Annotated in this window: 24 protein-coding genes and 4 riboswitches; of the genes, 8 read left to right on the top strand and 16 right to left on the bottom strand. The window is 72.2% G+C overall.

What is annotated here, in order from left to right:
- Positions 1–40 precede the first annotated feature (40 nt).
- The 5 genes from ACWGLC_RS00795 to ACWGLC_RS00775 all read right to left on the bottom strand — a co-directional run bounded on the left by ACWGLC_RS00795 (position 41) and on the right by ACWGLC_RS00775 (position 4,729).
- Complete coding sequence (locus ACWGLC_RS00795) at positions 41–724, bottom strand: hypothetical protein (RefSeq protein WP_452098133.1); 684 nt, start codon at positions 722–724, stop codon at positions 41–43.
- Between the two features lie 23 nt (positions 725–747).
- Positions 748–1,449: a LysE family translocator gene (locus ACWGLC_RS00790; protein WP_452098132.1), complete on the bottom strand. Its 702-nt coding sequence runs from the start codon at positions 1,447–1,449 to the stop codon at positions 748–750.
- A 387-nt stretch (positions 1,450–1,836) separates the two neighbouring features.
- On the bottom strand, positions 1,837–2,472 hold the full coding sequence (gene bluB, locus ACWGLC_RS00785) for a 5,6-dimethylbenzimidazole synthase (RefSeq protein WP_452098131.1): 636 nt from the start codon (positions 2,470–2,472) through the stop codon (positions 1,837–1,839).
- On the bottom strand, positions 2,469–3,941 hold the full coding sequence (locus tag ACWGLC_RS00780) for a precorrin-2 C(20)-methyltransferase (protein ID WP_452098362.1): 1,473 nt from the start codon (positions 3,939–3,941) through the stop codon (positions 2,469–2,471). Before ACWGLC_RS00780 ends, bluB begins: the two co-directional genes overlap by 4 nt.
- 122 nt (positions 3,942–4,063) lie before the next feature.
- Positions 4,064–4,729 (bottom strand): precorrin-8X methylmutase, encoded by a 666-nt coding sequence (locus tag ACWGLC_RS00775; RefSeq protein WP_452098130.1) that lies wholly within the window; start codon positions 4,727–4,729, stop codon positions 4,064–4,066.
- 77 nt (positions 4,730–4,806) lie between these two features.
- A riboswitch (cobalamin riboswitch) is annotated at positions 4,807–4,874 on the bottom strand.
- Between the two features lie 77 nt (positions 4,875–4,951).
- A riboswitch (cobalamin riboswitch) is annotated at positions 4,952–5,145 on the top strand.
- Here ACWGLC_RS00775 and cobN point away from each other — a divergent pair.
- The 4 genes from cobN (at position 5,137) to ACWGLC_RS00755 (ending at position 10,731) form a co-directional block, all read left to right on the top strand.
- Complete coding sequence (gene cobN, locus ACWGLC_RS00770) at positions 5,137–8,931, top strand: cobaltochelatase subunit CobN (protein WP_452098129.1); 3,795 nt, start codon at positions 5,137–5,139, stop codon at positions 8,929–8,931. It overlaps the preceding riboswitch by 9 nt.
- Positions 8,924–9,748, top strand: coding sequence for a precorrin-6A synthase (deacetylating) (gene cobF / locus ACWGLC_RS00765; protein WP_452098128.1), 825 nt, complete (start codon positions 8,924–8,926; stop codon positions 9,746–9,748). Before cobN ends, cobF begins: the two co-directional genes overlap by 8 nt.
- Complete coding sequence (gene cobA / locus ACWGLC_RS00760) at positions 9,745–10,512, top strand: uroporphyrinogen-III C-methyltransferase (RefSeq protein ID WP_452098127.1); 768 nt, start codon at positions 9,745–9,747, stop codon at positions 10,510–10,512. The genes cobF and cobA overlap by 4 nt, the downstream gene beginning before the upstream one ends.
- Before the next feature lie 75 nt (positions 10,513–10,587).
- Positions 10,588–10,731, top strand: a complete 144-nt coding sequence (locus ACWGLC_RS00755) for a hypothetical protein (RefSeq protein ID WP_452098126.1) — start codon at positions 10,588–10,590, stop codon at positions 10,729–10,731.
- A gap of 91 nt (positions 10,732–10,822) precedes the next feature.
- Here ACWGLC_RS00755 and ACWGLC_RS00750 read toward each other — a convergent pair whose 3' ends face one another.
- From ACWGLC_RS00750 to ACWGLC_RS00710, 9 genes are all read right to left on the bottom strand, one after another.
- Complete coding sequence (locus ACWGLC_RS00750) at positions 10,823–11,656, bottom strand: (2Fe-2S)-binding protein (RefSeq protein WP_452098125.1); 834 nt, start codon at positions 11,654–11,656, stop codon at positions 10,823–10,825.
- Positions 11,649–12,431 (bottom strand): ABC transporter ATP-binding protein, encoded by a 783-nt coding sequence (locus tag ACWGLC_RS00745; protein ID WP_452098124.1) that lies wholly within the window; start codon positions 12,429–12,431, stop codon positions 11,649–11,651. The genes ACWGLC_RS00750 and ACWGLC_RS00745 overlap by 8 nt, the downstream gene beginning before the upstream one ends.
- Entirely contained in the window at positions 12,428–13,540 is a 1,113-nt protein-coding gene (locus ACWGLC_RS00740; RefSeq protein WP_452098123.1) for a FecCD family ABC transporter permease, read from the bottom strand. The genes ACWGLC_RS00745 and ACWGLC_RS00740 overlap by 4 nt, the downstream gene beginning before the upstream one ends.
- Positions 13,540–14,544, bottom strand: a complete 1,005-nt coding sequence (locus tag ACWGLC_RS00735; RefSeq protein ID WP_452098122.1) for an ABC transporter substrate-binding protein — start codon at positions 14,542–14,544, stop codon at positions 13,540–13,542. Before ACWGLC_RS00735 ends, ACWGLC_RS00740 begins: the two co-directional genes overlap by 1 nt.
- A gap of 130 nt (positions 14,545–14,674) precedes the next feature.
- Positions 14,675–14,772: riboswitch (adenosylcobalamin-variant (AdoCbl-variant) riboswitch) on the bottom strand.
- A gap of 35 nt (positions 14,773–14,807) precedes the next feature.
- Entirely contained in the window at positions 14,808–15,899 is a 1,092-nt protein-coding gene (cobC, locus tag ACWGLC_RS00730; protein ID WP_452098121.1) for an Rv2231c family pyridoxal phosphate-dependent protein CobC, read from the bottom strand.
- Positions 15,892–16,959 carry a CobD/CbiB family cobalamin biosynthesis protein gene (locus tag ACWGLC_RS00725; RefSeq protein WP_452098120.1) on the bottom strand — a complete coding sequence of 356 codons (1,068 nt, stop codon included), beginning with the start codon at positions 16,957–16,959 and terminating at the stop codon, positions 15,892–15,894. Before ACWGLC_RS00725 ends, cobC begins: the two co-directional genes overlap by 8 nt.
- A 57-nt stretch (positions 16,960–17,016) precedes the next feature.
- Positions 17,017–17,196, bottom strand: a riboswitch (cobalamin riboswitch).
- A gap of 235 nt (positions 17,197–17,431) precedes the next feature.
- The gene (locus tag ACWGLC_RS00720; RefSeq protein ID WP_452098119.1) at positions 17,432–17,977 is read right to left on the bottom strand and encodes an HdeD family acid-resistance protein; all 546 of its coding nucleotides are present in this window, start codon (positions 17,975–17,977) and stop codon (positions 17,432–17,434) included.
- A gap of 157 nt (positions 17,978–18,134) precedes the next feature.
- Entirely contained in the window at positions 18,135–18,299 is a 165-nt protein-coding gene (locus tag ACWGLC_RS00715) for a hypothetical protein (RefSeq protein ID WP_452098118.1), read from the bottom strand.
- A gap of 209 nt (positions 18,300–18,508) precedes the next feature.
- Positions 18,509–19,711, bottom strand: coding sequence for an oxidoreductase (locus tag ACWGLC_RS00710; RefSeq protein WP_452098117.1), 1,203 nt, complete (start codon positions 19,709–19,711; stop codon positions 18,509–18,511).
- Positions 19,712–19,961: 250 nt separating this feature from the next.
- On the opposite strand from ACWGLC_RS00710, the gene ACWGLC_RS00705 reads away from it, so the two are divergent.
- From ACWGLC_RS00705 to ACWGLC_RS00690, 4 genes are read left to right on the top strand one after another with little or no spacing between them, the layout of a single operon-like run.
- A complete protein-coding gene (locus tag ACWGLC_RS00705; RefSeq protein ID WP_452098116.1) occupies positions 19,962–20,480 on the top strand; it encodes a (2Fe-2S)-binding protein in 519 nt (172 codons plus the stop codon).
- On the top strand, positions 20,477–21,475 hold the full coding sequence (locus ACWGLC_RS00700) for an FAD binding domain-containing protein (RefSeq protein WP_452098115.1): 999 nt from the start codon (positions 20,477–20,479) through the stop codon (positions 21,473–21,475). Before ACWGLC_RS00705 ends, ACWGLC_RS00700 begins: the two co-directional genes overlap by 4 nt.
- A 3-nt stretch (positions 21,476–21,478) precedes the next feature.
- Complete coding sequence (locus ACWGLC_RS00695; protein ID WP_452098114.1) at positions 21,479–23,554, top strand: xanthine dehydrogenase family protein molybdopterin-binding subunit; 2,076 nt, start codon at positions 21,479–21,481, stop codon at positions 23,552–23,554.
- Positions 23,551–24,183, top strand: a complete 633-nt coding sequence (locus tag ACWGLC_RS00690) for a nucleotidyltransferase family protein (RefSeq protein ID WP_452098113.1) — start codon at positions 23,551–23,553, stop codon at positions 24,181–24,183. Before ACWGLC_RS00695 ends, ACWGLC_RS00690 begins: the two co-directional genes overlap by 4 nt.
- A 12-nt stretch (positions 24,184–24,195) precedes the next feature.
- On the opposite strand, the gene ACWGLC_RS00685 is transcribed toward ACWGLC_RS00690, so the two are convergent.
- Both ACWGLC_RS00685 and ACWGLC_RS00680 read right to left on the bottom strand, forming a co-directional pair.
- Positions 24,196–25,413, bottom strand: a complete 1,218-nt coding sequence (locus ACWGLC_RS00685; protein WP_452098112.1) for an XdhC family protein — start codon at positions 25,411–25,413, stop codon at positions 24,196–24,198.
- Positions 25,414–25,526: 113 nt separating this feature from the next.
- Positions 25,527–25,784: an HPr family phosphocarrier protein gene (locus tag ACWGLC_RS00680; RefSeq protein WP_452098111.1), complete on the bottom strand. Its 258-nt coding sequence runs from the start codon at positions 25,782–25,784 to the stop codon at positions 25,527–25,529.
- Positions 25,785–25,803 lie beyond the last annotated feature (19 nt).

The raw sequence follows: 25,803 nt of genomic DNA, 5'->3' as shown, positions 1-25,803 counted from the left end.
CCAACGCGGAGGTGCGAACGGGAGCCGCTCGGGGATGGGGTCAGCTCCGCGCGCCCCGGGCGACGGGCGGCCCGCGAAGGAGCCCGCGAGAGAGCAGGAACCGGTCGGCTGCCGCGCGGGGCGTGCTCGCCGGTGGCGCGGTCCGGGCCCGGTCGACTGCGCAGAGGCGTCCGATGGTCAGCTGCTCGGCGCGGGCGGCCAGCCACCCCAGCACGCCGGCCACCAGTGCGAGGGCCCCGGCGGCGACCACCGTGGCCACGGCGTGGGCGGCGAGCATCGACCAACTCGGGGCGCCGTGGCCTGCTGCACCGGCGCCGGCGATGTGGGCGCCCGCGGTCATCGCCTCGCGGGCCATCGCGGACTGTTCCGCCGGTGTGTACAGCAGGTGCGCGGCGTGCCCGGAGACGCCGTCGGCCCCGTGTGCATGGCCGTGGAGCCGGTGCGACCATGCGAGTGCGTGGTGCACGGACCCCTGCGCCGCGACGAGCCCGGCGGGCACGACCAGGGCGGGATGGAATCTGCCCACCCCGGCGGCGGTGAGGATCCCGACCCCGGCGCACGCGGCGACGGTGGCGATGACCGCGTCCACGGTGACGGGCATCGGGCCGGTCGAGGCGAGCCAGTGCGCGACGACTCCCGTCGCGCCGCTGACGATCGCCACGACGAACCCGCACAACGACGCCACTACCCAGGGAAAGCCCTGGGCGGTGCGGGTCGGGGACACCGGCTGAGCGTACCGCCCGGCTCTTACGACAGGGCCGGGGACCTGATCGGGCTGAGCGCCATGGCCGCCGCGCTCGGACCGGAGAGCAGCGCGTCCCACAGCAGTTTCGCGCCGAAGCCGACCAGGACGAGCCCCGTCCCGCGATCGATCATCGTCAGGGTCCGCGGATTCATGAGCCGCCGGCGCGCGAACGACCCCGCGGTGATGAGCAGAGCGAACCAGGTCAGGGTGAGCAGACCGTGGACGCCCGCCAGGGTGGCGCCCATCGGCAGCGGTGCGACGCCGTCGGGGAGGAACTGAGGGATGGTGGCGATGTAGAACACGCCGACCTTGGGGTTGAGGAGGTTGGTGCCGGTCCCGACGAGATAACCCCGCCAGGGCGATCCCTCCGCCACCTCGCCCGTGTCGGCGGTGGGAAAGGACACTGCGCCGTCGCGGATCGACCGCCGGATCATCGAGACGCCGAGCCAGCACATGTACACCGCGCCGGCGGTGGTGAGCACGCGATACGCCAGCTCGGAGGCGGTGAGTAGCGCCGAGACCCCCACGGCGGCAGCGATGCCCCAGGCCATCGCGCCGGTGGCGATCCCCGCGGCGGTGGCCCAGGCGTACGGGCGGGTGCGGGTCAGTGAGGAACGGAGGACCAGCGCCGTATCGAGCCCGGGCACCAGCGTGATCAGGCCCGCGACCAGGGCAAACGCGAGTACCGCATCGAGGGGGGTCATGGATCCAGGTTAGAGCGGAGGAGGCTTGGCGGCGGCGTCGTTACCCCCGTCGGCCCTCGCCGGTGGCGGGCACTGCAGGTGTGGGTGCCGCCCACGTGCGCGCGTCGTGCGGAGCCCGGAGAATCCCTGGAACCCGGCTTGCCCACCCGTGTTTTGATGGCACCACTGCGAGGAATTCGGCTCATAGCCGCAGTGGTGCCGACGAGCTTCGCGATGGTGGCGACGAAACGGCAGCGAGGTCCGGAACGTCTCGGGGGCAGGCGACGTCAAGACGGTGGGGGCTACGGCTCGGGCTCGCCCGCGAACACGGACATCACCGCGGCAAGGAACATCGCGGGCACGTTCACCACGGTCAGTGGCTGTGCCCGCGGCACCGGCCGATGACCCTCACACCCAGTCGACCGGCAGAGGCTTGCGCCGACCCCAGCCGACGGATTGCAGCAGCGGCTCGTCCAGGTCGAGCGACGGGTAGCCGATACACAGGTACGCCAGCGGCCGGGCGCCGTCGGGGATCGGCACGGATCCGCTGAGGTGCTCGGGGTCGAGCAGGCTCACCCAGCCCATGCCCAGGCCCTCGGCGGTGGCCGCCAGCCACAGCAGCGTGATGGCCGAGATGACGCTGTACTCCGACGCGGCGGGCATCGCCGTCGTCCCCAACACCGGCCCGTCCGGCGGCAGGTGGCTCACCACCAGGCCGACCGGAGCCTGGAGGATGCCCTCGAGCCGCAGTGTGTTGTACAGCTCGCGCCGCTCGCCGGAGAAGCGCTCGGCCTCGGCGGCGCGTACGTCCCGGAAACCGGCATGGACGGCCTCTCGAACAGCGCGGTCCTGCACCACGGTCACGTGCCACGGCTGGCTGAGCCCCACGCTCGGGGCGACCGAGAAGACCGAGAGCAGCCGCTCGATCAGCTCCTGCGGCACCGGCGTCGGGTGGAAATGTCGGTGGTCGCGGCGGGTGGCGAGCACCCGCCACAGCGCGTCCGCGTCGGCCGCTTCGAGCTCTTCGTGGTTCACGAGCGTCATGCTCGCACGAAACGCGGACTCCACACGTGGCCGGAGTCGGTCACCCGGGTCCCGGACGCGCCCACGATGAGCAGGCACTTCATGTCGATCGAGTCGCAGTCGAGCTCACCCAGTGTGGTGACGGTCAGCGATTCCTCGGCGCGACCGACGTCCCGACCCACCACGACCGGCGTGGCGGAATCACGATGGCGCAGGAGCACGTCCCGGGCATCGGCGACCTGGTGGGTTCGCGAGCGGGACGCGGGGTTGTAGACGGCCAGGACCAGGTCGGCGGCGGCGATCGCGTCGAGCCGGCGGGCGATCACCTCCCACGGCTTGAGTCGGTCCGACAGGCTCACTACCGCGAAGTCCGCGCCGATCGGCGCCCCGGCCCGTGCGGCCACCGCCTGCACCGCGGAGACGCCGGGCACCACGCGGATGTCGACCCCGTCGTGCCGCGGGTCCTCGGCGGCCTCGAACACCGCCGACGCCATCCCGAACACGCCCGCGTCACCGCCGGAGACCACGGCCACCTGCTCGCCCGCGGCTGCCAACTCCAGGGCGAGACCCGCCCGGTCGACCTCCACGGTGTTGCCGGAGCTGTGCCGCCGCAGCCCGGGCCGCTGCGGCACCCGGTTGACGTACGGCGCGTAGCCCACGACGTGGTCCACCTCGGCGAGTACCCGCGCTGCCTCCGGTGTGAGCCAGTCGTCCGGCCCGGGTCCGAGCCCCACCACGTGCACGACGCCGAGGGCGCCGGGAGCGGCGGGGTCGGAGGCCGACGCGGTCAGTGTTGCGGGCCGGCGGCCGGTGGGGTGGTGGTGGTGGGAGTCCCCGGGGACGACGACGAGGGAGAAGTACGGCACGGTCTCCGGGTCGACCTCGCGAACCGGGTGGTGCGCCTCTGCATCCGTCGAGGCGCGCTCGACGTACACCGCGCCGTCGAGCCGCCCTGCGGATTCGAGCGCCCGGCGCACGGCGGGGAAGTTGCGGCCGAGCTTCATGATGATCGCGCCGTCGGTGTCGGCCAGTCGCCGGGCGAGCTCGGGCTCCGGCAGCGTGCCGGGTAGCACGGTGAGTACATCGGTCTGCCTGACCAGCGGGGTCGCGGCCGCGGCGGTGGCGGCCGCGAAGGCCGGCACGCCGGGGACGATCTCGGTGAGGAACCGCTCCGCGAGCCGGTCGTGCATGTACATGAACGAGCCGTAGAACAGCGGGTCACCCTCGGCCAGCAGGACCACGTTGCTGCCCGCGGCGAGGTGCTCGGCGAGACGCTGAGCGCTGCGCTCGTAGAAGTCGGCGATCGCGCCCGCGTACCCGCCCGGATGCTCGGTCAGGCCCGTGGTGACCGGGTACTCGAGCACCTCCTCGATCGCGCCGGCGGGGATGAGGTCGGCGGCGATGCGCCGGGCGTTGGACTGCTTGCCGCGCCCGGCGTGGAAGGCCACCACGTCGGCGGCACCGATCAGTCGGGCGGCCTTGAGGGTCATGAGCTCGGGGTCTCCCGGCCCCACGCCGACGCCGTAGAGACGACCCGCGCCAGCACCCGCTTCTGCGCCTACGTCAGCGTCGCCGGCCACACCGGGGGCATCCGCGCCGGTCATCCCGCCGCTCACTCGGCGTCCTGCGCCAGGGCGTTGACGGCGGAGGCGGTCATCGCCGAGCCGCCGCGGCGGCCGTGCACGGTGACGAACGGGATGTCGATCCCGTGGTCGCTGGCGAAATCGGCTAATGCCGCCTTGGATTCGGCCGCTCCGATGAAGCCGACCGGGCAGCCGATGACCGCCGCGGGCCGGGGCGCGCCGTCGAGGAGCATCTCGAGCAGGTGGAACAGGGCGGTGGGGGCGTTGCCGATCGACACCACGGCGCCGTCGAGCCGGTCACCCCACAGGGCCAACGCGGCCGCGGAGCGGGTGGTGCCCATCTGCCGGGCCAACTCGGGGACCTGCGGGTCGTTCAGTGTGCACACCACGTCGTTGTCCCGCGGCAGCCGTGCGCGGGTAACGCCCGAGGCGACCATGTGGGCGTCACAGAGGATCGGCGCTCCGGCGTCGAGGGCCGAGCGGGCGGCACCGACGAGACCGGGATGCACCTGCAGGTCCTCGGTCAGATCCGTCTGACCCGTACCGTGCACCATGCGGACCGCGAGCTTCTCGGCGTCCCCGGGGATCCGCGAGAGGTCGGTCTCCCGCCGGATGGTGGCGAAGGAATCCAGGTAGATGGCGGGGCCGTCGTCGATGTAGTCATAGCGACGCGGCGGCCGGACAGCACCAGGCATGGGTCCTCCTCGGGGTTCTCGCCCCGGTCAGAAGTCGAAGTCGGCGCGGGAGTGACCGCACGTCCATCCCCCGGCCAGTATCTGGCTGACGGCCCTGGTCAGGGCCTCACAGTGGCGGAACCGCCCCGGAATCGCACCGGGTTCCTCGCCGTGGGATGCCCCTGGAGCCTACGCGGACGCCGTCGAACCCAGGGCGGCGGGCCGGGCTCCGGAGGCGGCCGATAGTCTCGGCGGTGCCGTGGTGTTCGGGAAGCCGGAGGAGAAGCCGGCGCGGCCCTCGCCACTGTAGTCGCGGAGTTCCGCGACCCTCGTCCGTCCCTCACGGGGCGGAGGCCACTGGGCTCACCAGCCCGGGAAGGTCGGTCGCGTGGCGTCGATGCGAAAGCCAGGAGACCGGCCACGGCGACATGTTCCACGAGGGTTTGGAGAAGAACATGCGCCAAGACCGGCGTTCGGCGTCCCCTGACGACGCCGCGGCAACACCCGGGTCATCCGATTCGCGTGCTCCCCGCATCGCACTGCTGTCCACGTCCGACACGGACCTGCTCTCCGCGCGGGAATCCGGGGCGGCGTTCACGCTCGGCAACCCGTCACGCATCGACGTGGAGACCGACCTCCCGCACCTGCTCACCCGGGCCGACCTCGTCGTCGTCAGGATCCTCGGATCCAGGCGCTCGTGGGACCACGGCTTCGAGGCGGTGCTGGGCGCCGGCGTGCCCGTCGTCGTCCTGGGCGGCGAACAGTCCCCGGACGCGGACCTCATGGAGGTCTCCACCGTCCCCATCGGCACCGCCGCCGAGGCGCACCGCTACCTCGCCGAGGGCGGGCCCGCCAACCTCGCGCAGCTGCACGCCTTCCTCTCGGACACCGTCCTGCTCACCGGAACCGGGTTCGAACCGCCTGTGGCTGTACCAGTGTGGGGGCTCCCAGAGCGGGCTGGCGCCCCGGCGGGCGACCTGCCGCGCGTCGGCGTGCTCTACTACCGCGCCCACGAGGTGAGCGGCAACGCGGGCTTCGCGCACGCGCTGGCGGACGCGATCGACGCCACCGGCGAGGCCGTGGGCGTACCGGTGTTCGCCGGCTCGCTGCGGTCGGCGCCGGACGAGCTGTTCGACGCGCTCGGCACGCTCGACGCGCTGGTCGTGACGGTGCTCGCCGCCGGCGGGACCACGCCCGGCGCCGCGGGGGCCGGGGGCGACGACGAGAGCTGGGACGTCGAACGCATCGCCGCGCTGGACATCCCGATCCTGCAGGGGCTGTGCCTGACCTGGGGGCGCGACGACTGGGAGGGCTCCGACGACGGCGTCAACCCGCTCGACTCGGCCAACCAGATCGCGATTCCCGAGTTCGACGGCCGCATCATCACCGCCCCGTTCTCGTTCAAGGAGATCGACGCCGATGGCCTGCCCCGCTACGTCGCCGACCCCGAACGCTGCGCGCGCGTGGCCGGGATCGCTGTGGCCCACGCCCGGCTGCGGCACATCCCGCGGGCCGAGCGCCGGATCGCGCTCGTGCTCTCGGCGTACCCCACCAAGCACTCGCGCATCGGTAACGCCGTCGGCCTGGACACGCCCGTCTCCACCATCCGGCTATTGCGTCGCATGCGCGAGGAGGGCTACGACCTGGGCCCGGACGACGGCCCGATCGCCCGCTTCCTCACCCGCTGCGGCGAGGGCGGGAGCGTGGCCACCGGCGGTGCCGCGGACGGCGCTGACAGCGAGGCGGACGCCGGTTTCGCCGACGACACCGCCGCCGGCGACGCCCTCATCCACGCGCTCATCGAGGCCGGCGGCCAGGACGAGGAGTGGCTGACCACCGCTCAGCTCACCGACTCCCACGTGCGGATCAGCACCTCCGACTACCTGCGCTGGACCGAGGACCTGTCAGACGCGCTGCGCGACGAGATGGTCGAGGCGTGGGGTGAGGCACCCGGCGAGCTGTTCGTCAACGACGCCGGCGAGATCGTCCTCGCGACGCTGCAGGCCGGCAACGTGGTGCTGCTCATCCAGCCGCCCCGCGGGTTCGGCGAGAACCCTGTGGCGATCTACCACGACCCCGAGCTCGCGCCGTCGCATCACTACCTGGCCGCCTACCGCTGGCTGTCCCGCGGCTTCGGCGCGCACGCGCTGGTCCACCTGGGCAAGCACGGCTCGCTGGAGTGGCTGCCGGGTAAGAACGCGGCGCTGTCGGCGGACTGCGCGACCGACGCGGCGATCGCCGAGATGCCGCTGATCTACCCGTTCCTCGTCAACGATCCCGGTGAGGGCGCGCAGGCCAAGCGCCGGGCGCACGCCACGATCGTCGACCACCTGGTGCCGCCGATGGCCCGCGCGGAGTCGTACGGCGACATCGCCCGGCTCGAGCAACTGCTGGACGAGTACGGCAACATCGCCGCGATGGACCCGGGCAAGCTCGGCGCCATCCGCGACCAGATCTGGACCCTCATGCGCTCGGCTCACATGCACGAGGACCTGGGCCTGGAGCAGCAGCCGGGCGACGAGGAGTTCGACGACTTCCTCCTCCACGTCGACGGCTGGCTGTGCGAGATCAAGGACGTCCAGATCCGCGACGGCCTCCACGTACTCGGCCAGGCGCCCGAGGGCCAGGCACGCGTCAACCTGGTGCTGGCGATCCTGCGGGCCTCGCAGGTGTGGGGCGGCGAGTCCGCCGCGGTTCCGGGCCTTCGCCGCGCGCTGGGGCTGGCCGAGGGCGCACCCACCGAGGAGGTGGACCGCATCGAGGCGCTGGCCCGCGAGCTGGTCGTGGCGATGGACGCGCGCGACTGGGACGAGGCCACAGTGTCCGAGGTGCTCGCCGCCGCGGGGCTCGGTGAGGACAACGACGACAACGAGGTCGGTCGCGTTCTGGAGTTCGCCGCCCGCGAGGTCGTCCCGCGCCTGGCCGCCACGGTGGACGAGATGGACGCGGTCCTGCACGCCCTCGACGGGGGCTTCATCCCGGCCGGGCCGTCGGGCTCGCCGCTGCGTGGCCTGGTCAACGTGCTGCCCACGGGCCGCAACTTCTACACCGTTGACCCGAGGGCCATCCCCTCGCGCCTGGCCTGGGAGACGGGTCAGCTCATGGCCGACTCGCTGCTCGAGCGCCACGTGTCCGAGACCGGCGGGTACCCGGCCTCGGTGGGATTGTCGATCTGGGGTACCTCCGCCATGCGCACTTCGGGCGACGACATCGCAGAGGTGCTGGCCCTGCTCGGCGTGCGGCCGCAGTGGGACGAGGCCTCCCGGCGGGTCAACGGCCTCGAGGTGATCCCGGCCGACGAGCTGGGACGCCCGCGTATCGACGTGACCGTCCGCATCTCGGGTTTCTTCCGGGACGCATTCCCGCACGTCATCGCCATGATCGACGACGCGGTGCAGCTGGTCGCCGGTCTGGACGAGCCCGACGAGCAGAACTTCGTGGCCGCCCACGCCCGCGCCGATCTGGCCGAGCACACCGATCAGCGGCGGGCCACCACACGGATCTTCGGCTCCGCTCCCGGTTCGTACGGGGCGGGCCTGTTGCAGACCATCGAGGCCGGCAACTGGCGCGACGACCGTGACCTGGCGGAGGTGTACACCCGCTGGGGCGGGTACGCCTACGGCCGCGACCTCGACGGCGTGCCGGCGGCCGACGACATGCGGACGAACTACCGGCGCATCGCCGTGGCCGCGAAGAACATCGACACCCGCGAGCACGACATCGCCGATTCGGACGACTACTTCCAGTACCACGGCGGCATGATCGCCACCGTGCGCGCGCTCACCGGGGCCGAGCCGAGGGCGTATGTGGGCGACTCCACCACGCCCGACGCGGTACGCACCCGCACGCTGGCCGAGGAGACCGTCCGGGTGTTCCGCGCCCGGGTGGTCAATCCGCGGTGGATCGCGGCCATGCAGCGGCACGGGTACAAGGGGGCCTTCGAGCTGGCCGCGACCGTGGACTACCTGTTCGGGTTCGACGCCACCGCCGGCGTGGTGCACGACTGGATGTACGAGACGCTGACCCGCGAGTACGTGCTGGACGAGACCAACCAGGACTTCTTGAGACGGTCCAACCCGTGGGCGCTGCGCGGGATGATCGAGAGGCTGACCGAGGCCGCCGACCGCGGCCTGTGGGCCGAGCCCGACGCCGCGCTCATGGATCAGATGCGACAGCTCTACCTGGACGTCGAGGGCGACCTCGAGGATGCCCACGGTGACTGACCGACCCGCGGCCGCCGCGGACTCGCCGACGCGGCGGATCCACGTGGTGGGTATCGGCTCCGGCGGACTCGATCAGATCACCGTCGAGGCGGTACATGCTCTACAGGCGTCCGACTATGCGGTGGCCGCCCTCAAGCGTCCGGGCGATCCGCTGTTCACCAGGCGCGTCGAGCTCCTGGGCCGGCACGCCCCGGGGCTCGAGCTGGTGGGGGTACAGGATCCGGAGAGGGACCGCTCGTCGTCGTCGACCTCCACCCACGGTGACTACCGCGGCGTGGTCCTGGACTGGCACGAGGCCCGCGCACTGGCCTGGGAGCAGATCCTCACCGAACGGCCCGGGGACGTGGCGATCCCCGTGTGGGGAGACCCCGCGTTCTACGACTCGACGCTGCGGATTCTCGACCGGATCGCCGAGCGCGGGCGCCTGGACCTCGACGTCCGGGTGCTGCCGGGCATCTCCGCGCTGCAGGTCCTGGCCGCGCGACATCGGCTCGTCCTGCACGAGATCGGCGCCACGATCACCGTCACCACCGGCCGGTGGCTGCGCGAGGTCGTGGCCGCGGGCGCCGACAACGTGGTGGTGATGCTCAACTCCGACCTGCCGCTCGACGGCCTGGACGACTGGCGCATCTGGTGGGGCGGCAATCTCGGCGATGTCGGCGAGACGCTGGCCGCCGGGCGGGTCGGCGACGTGCTCGATGAGCTGCGGGCCGAACGCGACCGGCTGCGCGCCGAGCACGGTTGGGTGATGGACGTGTACCTGCTCCGACGTGGAGACGGGCGCGAGACAGAACGTGACGAGAGGACGACGACGTGACGACTCCGACGGAGGCGATCACCGGTCAGGTGGTGCTGGTGGGCGGTGGACCCGGAGACCCCGGGCTGATGACCGTCGCCGGGCGGGAGGCGCTCTTCGCCGCCGACGTGGTGGTGACCGACCGCCTGGGCCCGGTCGCGGTGCTCGAGGAGTTGGACGCACGCATCGAGGTGATCGACGTGGGCAAGATCCCCTTCGGCCGGGCCACCCCGCAGGAGGAGATCAACCGGATCCTCGTCGACCAGGCACGGCGCGGCCGGACGGTCGTGCGCCTCAAAGGCGGCGACAGCTTCCTGTTCGGCCGCGGCGGCGAGGAGTACCTCGCGTGCACGGCCGCCGGGGTGCCGGTGAGAGTGATCCCGGGCGTCACCTCGGCGCTGGCGGTCCCGGCCCTCGCCGGCGTTCCCGCGACCCATCGCGGCCTGTCGCAGGGGGTGTCGGTCATCTCCGGGCACGTCCCGCCGGGCAGCCCGCAGTCGACCCTCGACTACGGCGCGCTGGCCCGGTCGGGGACCACCCTGGTGCTGCTCATGGCCGTGACGAACCTCGAGGCGATCACCGCCGAACTCCTCGCACAGGGCCTGCCAGCCGACACCCCGGCGGTGACCGTCGCCGACGGCTCGATGCCCACGCAGCGGATCCTGCACGGGACGGCGGCCACGATCGCCGCGGCCTGCACCGAGGCGGGGATCGAGCCGCCGGCGATCACGGTGATCGGAGCGGTCGCCGGGTTGTCGGACCTGCTCACAGCCGGGGTCGGCTGAACCAGTCACCGGCGGCCGGTCGCGGGCCGCAGGCACCGTGCCTACGCTGGCGCTCCCGACACATGGAGGTGCACGATGGGATTTCTGAGCAAGGCCATCAAGAGCGGGATCGCCCTCAAGGCCGTTGACGTGGTCCGACGCGAGGCCGCGAAGCCCGAGAACCAGCGCAAGGCGAAGGAACTTCTGCAGAAGGCGAGAAACAGCGCCCGCAAACGCTGACCGGCTACCCTGGCCGGGCGGCTTGACGGCGACGCCCGGCCGGGCCGGCTTCAGGCCAGGTCTGCGTGACCGGTGGGCATGGCGGTACCGCTCACGACCGGGAGATCAGCTGATGTTGCCGATCCTGCGGAGTCCGGCGAGGGCAGCTCACGCATTTGTCCCCGCCCGTGGCCACATAGATGAGGCAGCAGGAACTGCGGCGGACGAAACGTCGGGAGCGCTGCGGCCCGTCGACGTCCACGTACCGCACCGGCAGGAGGGGTGGGCGGCAGATCTCCCGGGCCAGGGCGGCACCTCGGTCTGTGCCCGCTTCTGCGTCGGCGGCCGAGCCCGCGTCTGACCCGTCGACCGAACCGCCGGGTGTGCCTGCGCCAGCGCGGCCCGCCTCGAGTGCCCGGTTCCCGATGGAGTCCGTGGCGATGGCCCACAGGGCCCGCGGCGTCGCCCCGGAAACCTCCGCCAGCGCGATGATCACCTCGGCGTGCGCCTGGCAGAGCGCGTCCGCGAACTCCTCGACAGAGGCGAGCAGCCGGTCTGACCTGGCGGCCTCGAGGTAGCCGTTGGGCTGCAGTGACACGGTGAGCCGCTCCGGCCGCGGATCCGGGGCGAGGCCGGCGGTCAGCAGCATCGTCAGCGGCGCCGCGACCAGTGATGAGCTGGCCGAATACCACCACAGGGTGCCGTTGACCCGCGGATCGTCGTGACTCCATCGTCGGCCGGTGTCGGCCACCCGCCGGGCGAGCCACCGCGGGTCCGTCAGCACCGATCCGGGTAGGACCCGCGGCCCGTGCTCGATCGTGCGGGCAAAATCCCCGAGCGGGCCCGAGACGCGCTCGTACGCCGAGGCCACGGCCCCGGGCGCGCGGCCCTCGTCGTCGTGACCACCGTGGTCTCCTCGCGCGCGGCGGCCGGGCACGTCACTCATCGGCGAGCCCCCATACGTCGAGGGTGCGGCCACCGGCGCGTCCGGGGCGTACCTCGCCGCGGACGCCGAACACGTCGGCCAACAGAGCGGGGGAGAGCACCTTCTCGGGCAGGCCGTCGGCCACCACCCGGCCGCGCTGGAGGACCGCCATCGCGTCGCAGTACTCGGTGGCCATCCGCAGGTCGTGCAGGGTCAACAACACGGCCAGGCCGTCGGCGGCCAGCCTGCGCAGTAGCGTCAGGACGGACAGTTGCTGGTGCAGATCCAGATGATTGGTGGGCTCGTCGAGCAGGAGGACCTCCGGTTGCTGGGCCAGGGCGCGCGCGATCGAGACCCGCTGCCGCTCGCCGCCCGACAGGGCCAGCACATCGCGCTCGGCCAGCTCCGTCATCCCGACCTGCGCCAGGACGGTGTCCACCACAGCGGAGTCGTCGGTGCCGAACGGTTCGAACATGCCCCGCTTGACGGTGCGGCCGAGTCGGACTGATTCGCGGACCGTGATCCCGCCGAGCGAGACCGGCTCCTGCGTGCTCACCCCCACCGTCCGGGCCAGGGCGCGGCGGCGCAGTGAGGTGATGTCCGCGCCGTCGATCGTGACGAGACCGGCCGTGGTGGGCAGCGCCCGGTAGCAGGTGCGCAGCAGGGTCGTCTTGCCGCTGCCGTTGGGGCCGACCAGGGCGGTGACCCGGCCGGGTGTGACGGTCAGGCCCACCCCGTCGAGGATCTGTCGACCCCCGAGGCGGGCGTCGACATCGAGCGCGGTCAACGTGGTCATACCGAGGCCTTCCCGTAGCGGCGCCACAACATCAGCAGGAACACCGGGCCACCGATCACCCCGGTCACCACGCCGACCGGGAGCTCGGCCCCGTCGGACACGGACCGGGCGGCCAGGTCCGCCAGCACCAGCGCCACGGCGCCGAGCACGGCGGCCGTGGGCAGCAGCCGTACCGACGTGCGCCCGGTGAGGTAGCCGGCCAGGTGCGGGATCAGCAGGCCGATGAAGCCGATGGTCCCGGACACGGCCACGGCGCCCGCGGTCAGCAGCGAGACCAGCAGCAGCATGAGGATGCGGAAGCGAGGCACGTTGACGCCCATCGCGGTGGCGCCGTCGTCGCCGGTCAGGAGCAGATCCAGGTGGCGGCTGCAGAGCAGGACCACCGTCCCGGCCACCGCGAGGATGCCGAGCGGGGCCCACAGCATGGTCCAGCCGGCGTCCCCGAATCCGCCGGCCAGCCAGCGCATGACGGTGCCGAGCTGGTGATCGTCACCCAGCACCAGGAGCACGAATGTGTTGAGCGCGCCGAACACCATGGTCATGGCCGCGCCCACCAGGACGATCGCGGTGGTGTCATGCGCGCGGCGCGCGACCAGGATGACGCCGGCCAGCGGCAGAAGCGCGCCGAGAAAGGCGGCCATCGGGAGCGTGAACACGCCCCATACGCCGGCGCCGATCCCGAGCACGGTGAGCACCACCACGCCGAACCCGGCGCCCGAGGACACCCCCAGCAGATATGGGTCGGCCAGCGGGTTGCGGGTGACAGACTGGGCCACGCCACCGGCCACCGCCAGCGACGCTCCGACAGCGGCGGCCATGAGCGATCGGGGCAGCCGGGACTCGATGACGATCGCCTCGCGCGCCTGGGTCCACCACGGTTCGAACGCGCCGGGGGCGATGCGGTGGGCGACGATCGCCCACACGTCGCCGATCGGGATCGACACCGACCCCAGCGAGACGCCGGCGGCGATCGACATCAGCAGGAGCACCACCAGTGGGACCAGGATGAGCCACAGCGGGCGTCGGCGCGGCGGCGCTGGTGGTGCGGCGGAACCGGGCCGGGAGGCGCGGCCGGCGGCGTCGGCCACGGGTTCGGCGACGGTGGTCATCACCGGCCCCCGAACGCCTGCGGATGTAGTGCGCGGGCGATGGTCTCCACCGAGGTCACCATCCGCGAGCTCTGGAACAGATCGTCGAGCGGGATCACCATGAACCGGTCCTCACGCACCGCGGGCGTGGTGGACATGATGGGCTGCTGCTTGAGATACGCGATCTTGTCCTCCGCGCTGGTGGCGCCGTAGTCCAGCACCACGACCGCCTCCGGCTGACGCTCGCCGAGGATCTCCCACGTCGTCTTGACGTACGGCTTCTCGCCCTCGGTGAAGATGTTGTCAGCGCCGGCGGCCTCGCCGACCAACTGGCCGATCCCGACGCCTCCGATGGTCATCGGCACGTCCTCGCCGCTGTCGTAGAAGAAGGTCGGCGTGCTCTCGACCCCCGCCTCGTCCAGGGCCAGCCGCACGTCCTCGATGCCGCTGGTGATCCGGTCGGTCAGCGCGTCGGCCTGTTCCTCGACCCCGAGGACCCGGCCGAGCTGGTCGAAGTCCGTTTCCAGCATCCCCAGGTCGGGAAAGCCCTCGCCGCAGTACTCGGAGAACAGGAACGTGGAGATCCCCTCGGCCTCCAGGGCGTCGCGGCCACGACCCTCCTTCTCGTTGAAGGCGCTGCTCATCCCGCCCACCACCATGTCCGGCTCGAGGTCGATGATCTGCTCCCAGGTCGGGTACTCGTCGGCCAGTCCGGGGATGGCCTCGACCTCGTCGGCGACCTCCGGCAGGACCTCGGAGTCGCGGTCGACGTAGGCGCGACCGATGATCCGGTCACCGACCCCCATCTGGACGAGCGTTTCGGTCACGTGGTGATTCATCGTGATGATGCGCTGCGGCGGCGCCTCAAAGGTGGCCTCGCGCTCGCAGTTGGTGATGGTCACCGGCTCGGCGAACGACTCGCCCCCGCCGCTGCTCTCGATCGCCTCCCCGCGGGAGCAGCCGGTGAGGGCGACGCCGGCCACGACGAGTGTGGACAGGGTGATTCGGGACTTGCGAGGGAACATGATCAGACCTCGGATCGTGTCATGAGGTCAGACGACACGAGAGACCTGTGGGTGGGTAGGCGTCAGCGACGCCGCATCACCTGCAGGACTCCGGTTCGCAGACCTCGGCGATGTACTCGGAGTCGCGGACATCCGGGCAGGTAATCGGGCTCGCGGCCACCTTGGTGGCCACACACCGTTGCGGGTCAGCGCCGGAGTCTCACCGGTCTTCCCCTGCGTGTTCCGGATGTCAGCAGTACAGGGACAGGGTAAGCACAGGGCTCTCACCGGAGGGTCGTCACCCCCTTGTCCGAGACCGTCTGCGCCTGATCCCGGGCACCCTCCCACGCGGTGATGAGACGACTCACGGTGTCGGCGTCGCGGACGGCCAGGCGCACGTGCCGCGGGTCGAGCCCCGGGAAGGTGTCGCAGCGGCGGACGGCGACGCCGCGTTCGCCGAGCCGGGCCCGGAAGTCGTGGGGATCGTGCCCCTCCGGCGTCTTGACCAGGATGAACGGGGCCACGGGTGGGACGGCGATCTCGATCCCCGCGCCGGTGAGGGCCTCGCACATCGCCGCGCGGTCGGCGGCGAGTCGCCGCCGGATCCGATCGAGGTGGGCCGACGCCTCGCCCGAGCAGCAGGCGGCCACGGCCTCCAGTTGGAGGGTGCCGAGCGGCCAGTGGACCCGGTGCGCGGCCAGGTCGGCGAGGACCGCCGCGTCCCCCACCGCGTATCCGGCGCGCAGTCCGGCCAGCGCCCAGGTCTTGGTCACCGAGCGCAGGACCACGAGCCCGGGCAGGTCGGCGCCGGCGAGCGACGAGCCGTCCTCGGCGTCGACCACGTCGCAGAACGCCTCGTCCACCACCGTGACCCGCCCGGGGCGGCACAGCGCCGCGATGGTCGCCCGTGGGTGGAGGACGGACGTGGGGTTGGTGGGATTGCCGACGACGACGAGGTCGGCCGACTCCGGAACGAGTCCGGGGTCGAAGATGTACGGCTCGCGCAGGATCACCCGGGTGACGGGCACCCCGGCCCGCCGGAGTTCCACCTCGGGTTCGGTGAACGACGGGTGCACCACGGCGGCGCGCAGACCCCGGCGCGCGGCATGGTCGGCCAGCAGATGGAAGCCCTCCGCGGATCCGGCGAGCGGGAGCACCCGGCCGGGGTCGGCCCCGTGCCTCTCGGCCACAGCCCGGCGGGCCCGGTCCTCGTCGGCCGCGGTCGGGTAGGCGGCCAGATCGTCGATGCGTTGCCGCAGCCGGTCGGCCAGCCATGCGGGCGGGCGGTCCCCGTGGACGTTCACCGCGAAGTCGATCGCGCCCGGGCCGACCTGGGTGTCGCCGTGGATACGAAGCTTGTCGAGGTCCTCAGCCATCGCGCCGCACCGTCCTCGCGTGGGCGACGAGCAGACCGGCGATCATCAGGCCGGCGGTAACCAGCTGGACCCGGTCGTGGAGGCGAACGGCCCGGCCGATGTCCTCGGCGCGGACCGGCCGCCCGTCCCCGAGGACCGCGCGCTGCTGCACGCCGTACGGGTAGGGGGTCGGGCCGCCGAGCCGGACCCCGAGCGCGCCGGCGCACACCGACTCCACCACTCCGGCATTCGGGCTGGGGTGCGTGCGGGCGTCCCGACGCCAGGTCCGTAGGGCGCCGGAGGGGCTGCCGCCGATGGTGCCGGCGACCGCGACGCCGATGAGCCCGGCGAGGCGGGCCGGAACGAATCCCAGGACGTCGTCGAGCCTGGCCGAGGCGGTGCCGAAGTGCTGGTACCGCGGTGAGCGGTGACCGACCATCGCGTCCAGTGTGTTGGCGGTCCGGTGCATCGCGGCGCCGGCCGGGCCCGCGATCGCGGCCCAGAACAGCGTGCACACGGCCGCGTCGGAGGTGTTCTCCGCGACCGATTCCACGACCGCGCGGGCCAGGTCGTCGGGGTCGAGGGCGTCCGGGTCGCGGCCGCACAGCCACGGCAGGAGGGCCCGGGAACCGTCGTGATCGCCGGAGCGCAGGAGAGCGTCCTGTCGGCGTGCCACCGAGAGCAACGAGCTCCCGCCGAGGCAGGCCCACGCGACGGCGGCGTTCCACGCGACGGTCCCGGCGGTGCTGCGGGACAGGAGGCGGCCCACGGTATGAGTGGCCGCGGCGCTCCCGCCGACGAGGACCCCGGTGAACAGCACACCCGCCGCCCGCTGCCCGGCTGCGGATCGGCGGGGGTCCAGAAGCCGGTGCTCGACTGCCATCGCGACCCCTCCGAATCCGGCGACGGGGTGCCACCGCCGGGGATCCCCCACCACGCGGTCCAGCGCGACGCCCAGGCCGAGCCCGGCGGACCGGGCGGGTAGTCCGGAAGGGGAGGCCCGGACGCGAACGCGCCGGCGGGCGGCCCGGGCGCGGTCAGCGACGGCCTCGCCGCAGTCAGCCGGAGCGGGTGCGCGCATCGTGGTGCTTTCGAGGTCGCGGGCCTTGAAACGCGAAGCCCGATCTTGACCTGGCGGTGGTCACCGCGAGGGCCAGCCGGTATTCGGACTCGGGATCACCTGGCCGGGAGCGCCTTCCCGGGTCTACCGACCCAGTGGCATCGTGCCCCTGCCATCTCCCTCACCGCTGCGCGTCAGTTCCGGATTCGCACCGGATTCCCGCGACCTGTTGGTCTCGCTGGCCAGGACAACGTAACACGACTGGTGACAACCCATTTCGGGCCACACCGGCAGCGCCCCGGGCTGGACGGGGTCGCGCGGAGCGTCACCGGGCGAGCGGCCACCCGCCGCCGCCCACCTGGCCGAATGCTGACCGAAGTGACGGCTCGCAGTTCGCTGGAGGTTCGCTCCCGGCCTGCTGGCGGGTTTCGAGGCATTCCCCGGTACGAGAGGGCCTCGAGATAACCCTGGTTGACCGCGGCCGGTCGGCGCGTCAGGCCTTGATCGAGAAGCCTCGGATCACGTTGAGCACGCCCAGGACGAGAAGTGCGATGCCGGCGAGCCACCACAGGAAGCCGGCTCCCCACAGGGGCGTGCTCACCAGCGAGATGCCGGCGAGCACGGAGATGATCGCGAAGAAGATCGTGATGCCCTTCGAGCTGGCTTCGCCGAGGTTGAACAGGGCAGTGAAGCCCTCGAAGATCCACATGACGCCGATCAACACGGTGGCGAAGATCGCGAGGAAGGCCGCCGACTGCTGCAGTGAGACGAAGGCGTAGATGCCCGCGACGATGTAGAGCACGCCGAGCAGGCCGTGGCCCACCCGACTGCCGGTGGAATGGCCGGTGGTGGCGAACGACACAGCGATGTAGATGAGCCCGGCCACGATGGCCCAGACCGCGATGACGCCGGTGATGACGACGGCGGTCTTGCCCGGCCAGACGAGCACGGCGATGCCGAAGGCGATCGCGATGAGACCGCCGGCTATCAGGGCCAGGCGCATGCCCTTGGCGACAGGGGTGAAGGTGGAAGTGGTCATGTGGGGAACCTCGTTTGTGGAAGCAGGCGAGAACGATCGTGTTCAATAAGAACTTAATCACTTCGGTCGCGAGAAGTGCCCGATCGAGCTCTTTGCCCGCGTGACGCTGCTCACCCGTCGGTGGGCCGGCAGTAGGTGCAGCGGCAGATGCTGGGACCTACGCAGCGACGGAGCCGAGGTGCGCCCGGGTGGGCGCGTGGTCGGTCATGCAGTACACGCGGGCCCGCTCGGAGACGGGCTTGCCATGACGGACAGCACTGGCGGTGTCGAGGGCGAACCACAGCTGGGCGAGAAGGTCGATGAAGGGACGGAACGGCGACATGATTTCCCTCCTTGAGGGGTCGGGCTAGGAGGTGGGTATACAGGTCTGTAAACCTCGGCTTCAGACTATGTATACAGACCTGTCAAGTCAAGGGGTGTACGACTACCGAATTTCCCGGTCTCAGTGGTCGTCCGCGGCCACGCTCGTCGCCGCTGCGAGGCCGTCTCGCACCGCCCGATCCACCGGGCCCCGGACTGGCCGACCCCGGATCAGGACTGCGGCGCGCGCAGCGGTGCCTCGTGCTCCTCGCGGATGAACTCGGGCAGGGGGCCGGCGGAGCGCAGGATCCCGGCGAGAGCCGGGTCGGCCAGGTGCAGGCGGCCCACGGAGATGAGATCGAACTCCCCGCGGTTCATGAGCTCCACGACCGAATCCACGTTGTCCGACATCCGGACCTCGGCCCCGGACTTCTGCTCGCGTAGCGAGGTGCCGATGCCCACCCCGCCCACGGCTCCGGACGCCTTGCCCGTGAGCCGGCGGGCCCAACCGGCCAGGGTGACCTTGCCGTCGTCACCCTCGAGGTCGGGGAACGCCGGATCGCTGAACCGGCGCGTCGACGCGTCGAACAGATCCACGCCGGCCTCCGCGAGCGCGCCCAGGTAGATGCCCAGCTCCTCGGGGTTCTCGGCCTTGCGGGCCGTGTAGTCCTGCTGCGTGTGCTGGGAGAAGCGGTAGAACAGCGGCGCGTCGGGGCCGATCGCCTCGCGGACCGCCGCCACCACGGCCGCCGGGTAGCGGACGCGCGCGGCCAGATCGCCACCCCAGGAGTCGGTGCGGCGGTTGGTGTCGGCCCAGACGAACGCGTCCAGCAGGTAGCCGTGGCCGCCGTGGAGGGTCACGCCGTCGAAGCCCGCCTCCATCGCCAGCTTCGCCGACCGCGCGTACGCCTCGATCGTCTCGGCGATCTCGGCCTCGGTCATCGGCTCGATCTCCGGCGACCACCGTGCGACGCTGCGCTCGGAGTAGGTGGTCACGCCCGGGGTGCCCCACAGTCCCGACGGCCGCATCGGCCGCATCTCCATCAGGCGGTCGCGGTTCGGCTTGTCGAACCGGGCGTTGGCTCCCCAGAGCGGCCCCACGTGCCAGAGCTGGGCGATGATGCTGCCGCCCGCCGCATGCACCGCGTCCGTCACCAGTCGCCAGGCCTCGACCGACTCCGGCGTGTCCAGGCGCGGAATCCAGGAATGGTCCACCGAGGTCGGGTGGTCCACGCCGATGCCCTCCGTGACCACGAGCCCGGTCCCACCGGCCGCGCGGGAGGCGTAGTACGCGCGGTTGACCTCGTCCGGCAGTGCGTCGGGGCAGCCCATGCGGGTCATCGGCGACATCGCCAGGCGGTTGGCGAGCTGCAGGGAACGGATCTCGAGCGGCTGGAACAGTGCTTCCCGACCTGGGGCGACCGACTGGGTCATCGCGCGACCTCTCATCTCTTCGTGCGGCGACGGTTCCGGAGCTCGGCGCCGGTCCGTCGTCAGCGGTGTGCCGTCTCCGTCGAGCATAGGTTTGTCCACCTAACCAAGCAAATGCTTGATTGGCGTGGGGTATGGCCGCGGCGCGGCCCGACCGGTTGCGGGGTTCCTGTCCGGGGGAGGAGGGTGGCGCCACACGACGACGACGAGGCGCCGCCCGCAGGGTCGGCCCCGTGACAGGTGTGGAGGGCCCATGGACCGATCTGTGAACCTGGTGGTCGACGGCCACGAACACTCGCTGAGCGTGGACCCACGGACCACCCTGCTCGACGCCCTCCGCGACCACCTGCAGAACTTCTCCCCGAAGAAGGGCTGCGACCACGGTCAGTGTGGAGCGTGCACGGTCCTGGTGGACGGTCGGCGGCTCAACTCCTGCCTACTGCTGGTGCTGAGCCAGGACGGCGCGGAGATCACCACCTCCGACGGCCTCGCCGCCGAGGGCGACCTCGCCCCGGTGCACCGCGCCTTCCTGGACCGCGACGCCTTCCAGTGCGGATACTGCACGCCCGGCCAGGTCTGCTCCGCGGTGGGCGCGATCCGCGAGGCGGCCGACGGCGCGCCCAGCGTGGTCACCGAGAACCTCGAGGCGCGTGTCGACCTGTCCGACGACGACGACGAGATCCGCGAACGCATGAGCGGAAACCTGTGCCGGTGCGGCGCCTACGTCAACATCTTGGCCGCCGTACGCGATGCCGCCCGGGAGGACCGATGAAGCAATTCGAGTACGAACGGGCCACCGATCCCGGCCACGCCGTGGCCGCCGTCGCCGACCGACCCGGGGCCGTGTTCCTCGCCGGCGGCACCAACCTCGTCGACCACCTCAAGCTCGGGATCGCCGCGCCGGACACGGTCGTGGACATCGGGCGTCTGGAGCTGGACGCGGTCGAGGACTCCGGCGACGGCGGGGTCCGCGTGGGCGCCATGGTCCGCAACAGCGATCTGGCCGCCCACCCACGGATCCGCCACGACTACCCGGTGCTGTCGCGCGCCCTGCTCTCCGGCGCCTCCGGCCAGCTGCGCAACGCCGCCACGACGGGCGGGAACCTCCTGCAGCGCACGCGCTGCGTCTACTTCCAGGACGTCACCACGCCCTGCAACAAGCGCGAGCCCGGGTCGGGCTGCTCGGCGATCGGCGGATATGTGCGCTATCACGCGATACTCGGCGCATCCGAGGCCTGTGTGGCCACCCATCCCTCGGATATGGCGGTAGCGCTCGCGGCACTCGACGCCGTCGTCGTCGTCCTCACCTCCGACGGGGAGCGCCGGATACCCGTGACGGACCTGCACAGACTGCCCGACGACCGGCCGGACAAGGACACGGTGCTGGGCCACGGCGACCTCATCTCCGCGGTCGAGCTCCCGCCGCCGCCGGCGGGCCGGTCGACGTACCGCAAGATCCGCGATCGCGCCTCGTACGCGTTCGCGCTGGCCTCCGTGGCCGCGGTGGTCGACCTCGACGACTCGGGGCCCGAGCCCGTGATCCGCGAGGCGTCGATCGCACTCGGCGGGGTCGCGCACAAACCGTGGCGCGCACGCCGCGCCGAGGCCGAGCTGCGCGGCGCACGGCCCTCACCGGAGACCTTCCGCCGGGCGGCCGACGCCGAGCTCGAGGCCGCCGCGCCGCTGGAGGGCAACGAGTTCAAGGTGCCGATGACGCGCGGGGCGATCATGACCGTGCTCGGCGAGCTCACGGACACGAAGGTGTAGACGATGGCCGAACTCCTGCCCGCCTCCGCGATCGGCACCGACCGGGTCCGGTCCGACGGCGCCGACAAGGTGCGTGGCCGGGCCCGCTACGCCTACGAACACCCCGGGCCCGACCCGCTGTACCTCTTTCCCCTCCAGGCGACGATCGCGCGCGGCCGGGCCCTGGTGCTGGACACGTCCGCGGCCGAGGCGATGGACGGGGTCGTCCACGTCCTCACACCGGACAACGCCCCGCCGCTGGCGGAGACCGACGACCGGGAACTCGCGATCCTCCGCGACGCCGAGATCGGGTTCCGGGGGCAGTACCTGGGTGCGGTCGTCGCCACCACGCCCGAACAGGCACGGCGCGCCGCGGACCTGGTCGAGGTGACCTACGAGACCGAGCCACACGACACGGACTTCCGGCGTGACCACCCGTCCGCCCGGCTCCCCGAGGACCCGGACTCGGCCGAGTACATCCTCGGGGACGTCGACGCGGCACTGGCGGACGCGGACATCGTGGTGGACGCCGTGTACGGCACCCCCATGGAGCACAACAACCCCATGGAGCCGCACACCACCGTCGCCCGATGGGACGACGACGAGCTCACGCTCTGGCTCTCGACCCAGGGTGCGCACCCCGCCCGCGACATGATCGCGCCGATCCTCGGCCTCGACCGCGAGCAGATCCGCATCATCAACCCTCATGTGGGCGGCGGGTTCGGATCCAAGGGGATGCCCCACGCCGATCTCATGCTCACCGCACTCGCGGCCCGGGCCGTCCCGGGGCGTCGGGTCGCCTATGCGGTCTCCCGGCAGCAGATGTTCGCCCTCACGGGGCACCGCCCCGCCACCTCGCAGCACGTGCGGCTGGGGGCGGATCGCGACGGTCGGCTCACCGCCATCGGGTTCGACGCCGTGTCCATGTCCTCCCACACCAAGGAGTTCCCGGAGCTGGCGATCAAGCCGGTCCGGATGATGTACGCCGCCGAGCACCGGCGGCTCACGCAGAAGGTGGTCCCGCTCGACGCCCCGGTGCCGTCCTGGATGCGCGCGCCGGGGGAGGCGGCCGGCATGGTGGGCCTGGAGATCGCGATGGACGAGCTCGCCGTGGCCACGGGCCTCGACCCGATCGAGGTGCGCGTCCGCAACGAGCCCGCCCGGCACCCGGACACCGGGCTGCCCTTCAACCAGCGACGGCTGATCGACTGCCTGCGCTCGGGCGCCGACCGTTTCGGGTGGTCAGGCCGCGACCCGGCGCCGCGGTCCCGCCGGGAGAACGGGTGGCTGATCGGCACGGGCGTCGCGGCCGCCACCTACCCGGCCCTGCGGCAGCCGGGCTCCATCGCGCGCATCCGCCGCACCGACGACGGCTACCGGGTCGACATCGGCGCCGCGGACATCGGCACCGGCACCTGGACCGTGCTCGCCCAGGTGGCGGCGGACGGGCTGGGGGTGCCGGTCGAGCAGATCGATCTGGGGATCGGCGACACGGACCTGCCGAACGCCACCGTCGCCGGCGGATCGACCGGTCTGGCGAGCTGGGGCGCCGCGATCCTCCTGGCCGCCGAGGAGTTCCGTCGCGAGCACGGCGCCGACCCCGCGCCCGGGGCCGAGTCGCAGGCCGAGGCGGGGGAGAACCCCGCCGAGAAGGAGGTCGCGATGCACTCGTTCGGCGCGCACTTCGCGCAGGTCAGCATCAACGAGCTGACCGGGGAGATCCGGCTCGATCGCATGCTCGGGGTCTTCTCCGCCGGGCGCATCGTCAACCCCCGTACGGCGCGCTCGCAGTTCATCGGCGGAATGACGATGGGTGTGGGGATGGCGTTGCACGAGAAGGGCGAGATGGATCCGCGGTTCGGCCACGTGGTCAACCACGACCTCGCCGAGTACCACGTGCCGGTCAACGCCGACATCCCCGAGATCGAGGTGGAGTGGCTCGACGAGTCCGATCCCCACGCCGGGCCCCTCGGCGCGCGCGGCATCGGCGAGATCGGGATCGTCGGCGCGGCCGCGTCGATCGTGAACGCCGCCTATCACGCGACCGGGGTGCGGGTGCGGGAGCTGCCCGCGTTCGGGGACGCGTTCCTGCGGGCGTGAGCTCCCAGCCCGAGCCGGGCCCGGCCCGGCGTGAGCAGCTGGAGGGACTTCTCCTCGCCGCCGGTGAAGGCCGCCGCCTCGGCCGGGGACCCAAGGCACTGTTGCAGCACGGCGGCGTGACGCTGGTCGAGCACGTCGCCGACGCGATGCTCGCCGGCGGGTGCGGCCGCGTGACCGTGGTGACCGGGGCGGGCGCTCGCGAGGTCGCGGAGGCGCTCGGCCCGCTCCGGGACGTGCGGTGCATCGAGAACCCGGACTGGCCCGCGGGGATGGGCACATCGCTCAGGTGTGGTCTCGAGGCCCTCGGCGCCGGGGTGGACGTGCTGGTGATGCCGGTCGACCAGCCGGGAGTCAGCGCCGCCGCCATCGAGCGGGTGATTCACGCACACCACCCGGGTGGCATCACCGCGGCCGCCCACCGCGAGCCCGGCGGGCGCCTGCGACGCGGGCACCCGGTGCTGTTCGACGCCCGCTGGACCGGCGACGCGGCTGCCGCCGCGCACGGCGACGTCGGGGCGCGCGGGTTGCTCAGCACGCAGCACGAACTCGTCCGGTTGGTGGACTGCTCGGACCACGATGACGGCGCCGACGTGGACACCCCCGACGATCTGACGCGACTGGCGCCCTGACCCGGGCCCTGATCAGCTCTCCGGCGAATGCAGAGGCGCGTCGTCGTCGCTCAGTGAAGTGACGCGGGGCCGGCGCTCGCGGACGGCGATGACCTCCGCGAGGATCGAGACCGCGACCTCGGCGGGAGTCACGGCGCCCAGCCCCAGGCCGATGGGGGAGCGCAGCCGGGCCAGCGCCTCGTCGTCGACCCCGGCATCGCGGAGCGCGGCCCGGCGGTCGCGGTCACTGCGCCTCGACCCCATGGCGCCGACGTAGGCCACGTCGAGTTGCAGCGCCAGACTGAGCGTCGGTATGTCGATCTTCGGGTCGTGGGTGAGCACGCAGATGATGGTGCGTGAGTCGACGTCGCCGGACTCCGCGGCGTCGGCGAGATAGCGGTGGGGCCAGGCGCGGACGACCTCGGCGCCCGGGAACGCGCCGGGGTCGGCAAAAGCGGGCCGCGGGTCACACAGCGTGAGGCGGTGTCCCAGCGGACGGGCGGCCTCGACGAGCGCCTGACCGAAGGCGTTCGCGCCGCAGATCACCAGGTGCGCAGGTGGGCGGTGCGACTCGACGAACAACTCGACCGGCTCCGCTGACTCGCCGGCCGCCGCGACCCGCACGAGGCCGGTGTCCCCGCGCCGCACCATCGCGGCGACCTGGCGGGTGGCGTTGGCGAGCACGGTCCGCGGCACGAGGGGGGTCAGCGCCGCTGCGACGGCGTCGTCCTCGCAGGTGTCGATAGCGGCGACGCCGGGCAGGCGGGCGGGCGACGGTCCGGGAACGCGGGCAACCATTGCTGCGGGCGAAGCGGTCGCCGAGGCGGCAGGTGATTCGGCCGGGGCAAGGGCCTGGCCCGGGGTCGGCGTTGGTGCCGCAGGAGCCGACGTCGCGAAGCGCGGGTCGAGCGGCTGCACCAGGACGTCGATCGTGCCGCCGCACATGAGACCGACCGCGAAGGCGTCGTCGTCGCTGTATCCGAACCGGTGGACGGCGGAGCGCCCCGTCTCGAGGGCCTCCTGACAGGCCACGAGCACGGCGCCCTCAACACACCCGCCGGTGAGCGATCCCCGCATCCTGCCACCGGACTCGACCAACATCGACGTGCCGACGGGCAGGGGCGCCGACCCGTCTGCCGCGATGATCGTCGCGATCGCCGTCGCAGCCGAACCCGCAGGCGCCGCAGACTCCGGCTGCCGGCCCGGCTGCACCGCCGGCCCGTCATCAGCAGTGGTCAGGACGTCCAGCACAGTGCTCAGCGTACGTGCGTACCGCCGGCGGGCAACCCGTCGTCTGCCGGGGCCACCCGGGCCTCTGGTGGGGTCGGGCGGAGGAGGCGGCGGAGGGAAACGGAGGCCTCCCGCTACTCCGCGTCGAGATCCTGCTCGACGAGCCGGGCGATCTCGGCCACCGCGTCGGCGTTGTCGCCGCTCACGGTCACCTCGGCGCCCTTCTCGGCGCCGAGCGCCATGATGAGCATCGCGGAGTCGGCGTCGGCCTCCTCGTCGCCGAAGGTGATGACGATGTCGTCGTCGTACTTCTCGGCGGCCTCGGCGATGATCCCGGCAGGGCGGGCGTGCAGGCCCTCGGCGGAGCCGACGATCACGGACTTACTGGGCATGGTGTCTCCTCTGGGATGG

This window comes from Dietzia sp. NPDC055877 (genome assembly GCF_053615975.1).
Note: the sequence above shows the minus strand (reverse complement) of the source record. Positions and strands in the feature narration are given on the sequence as shown.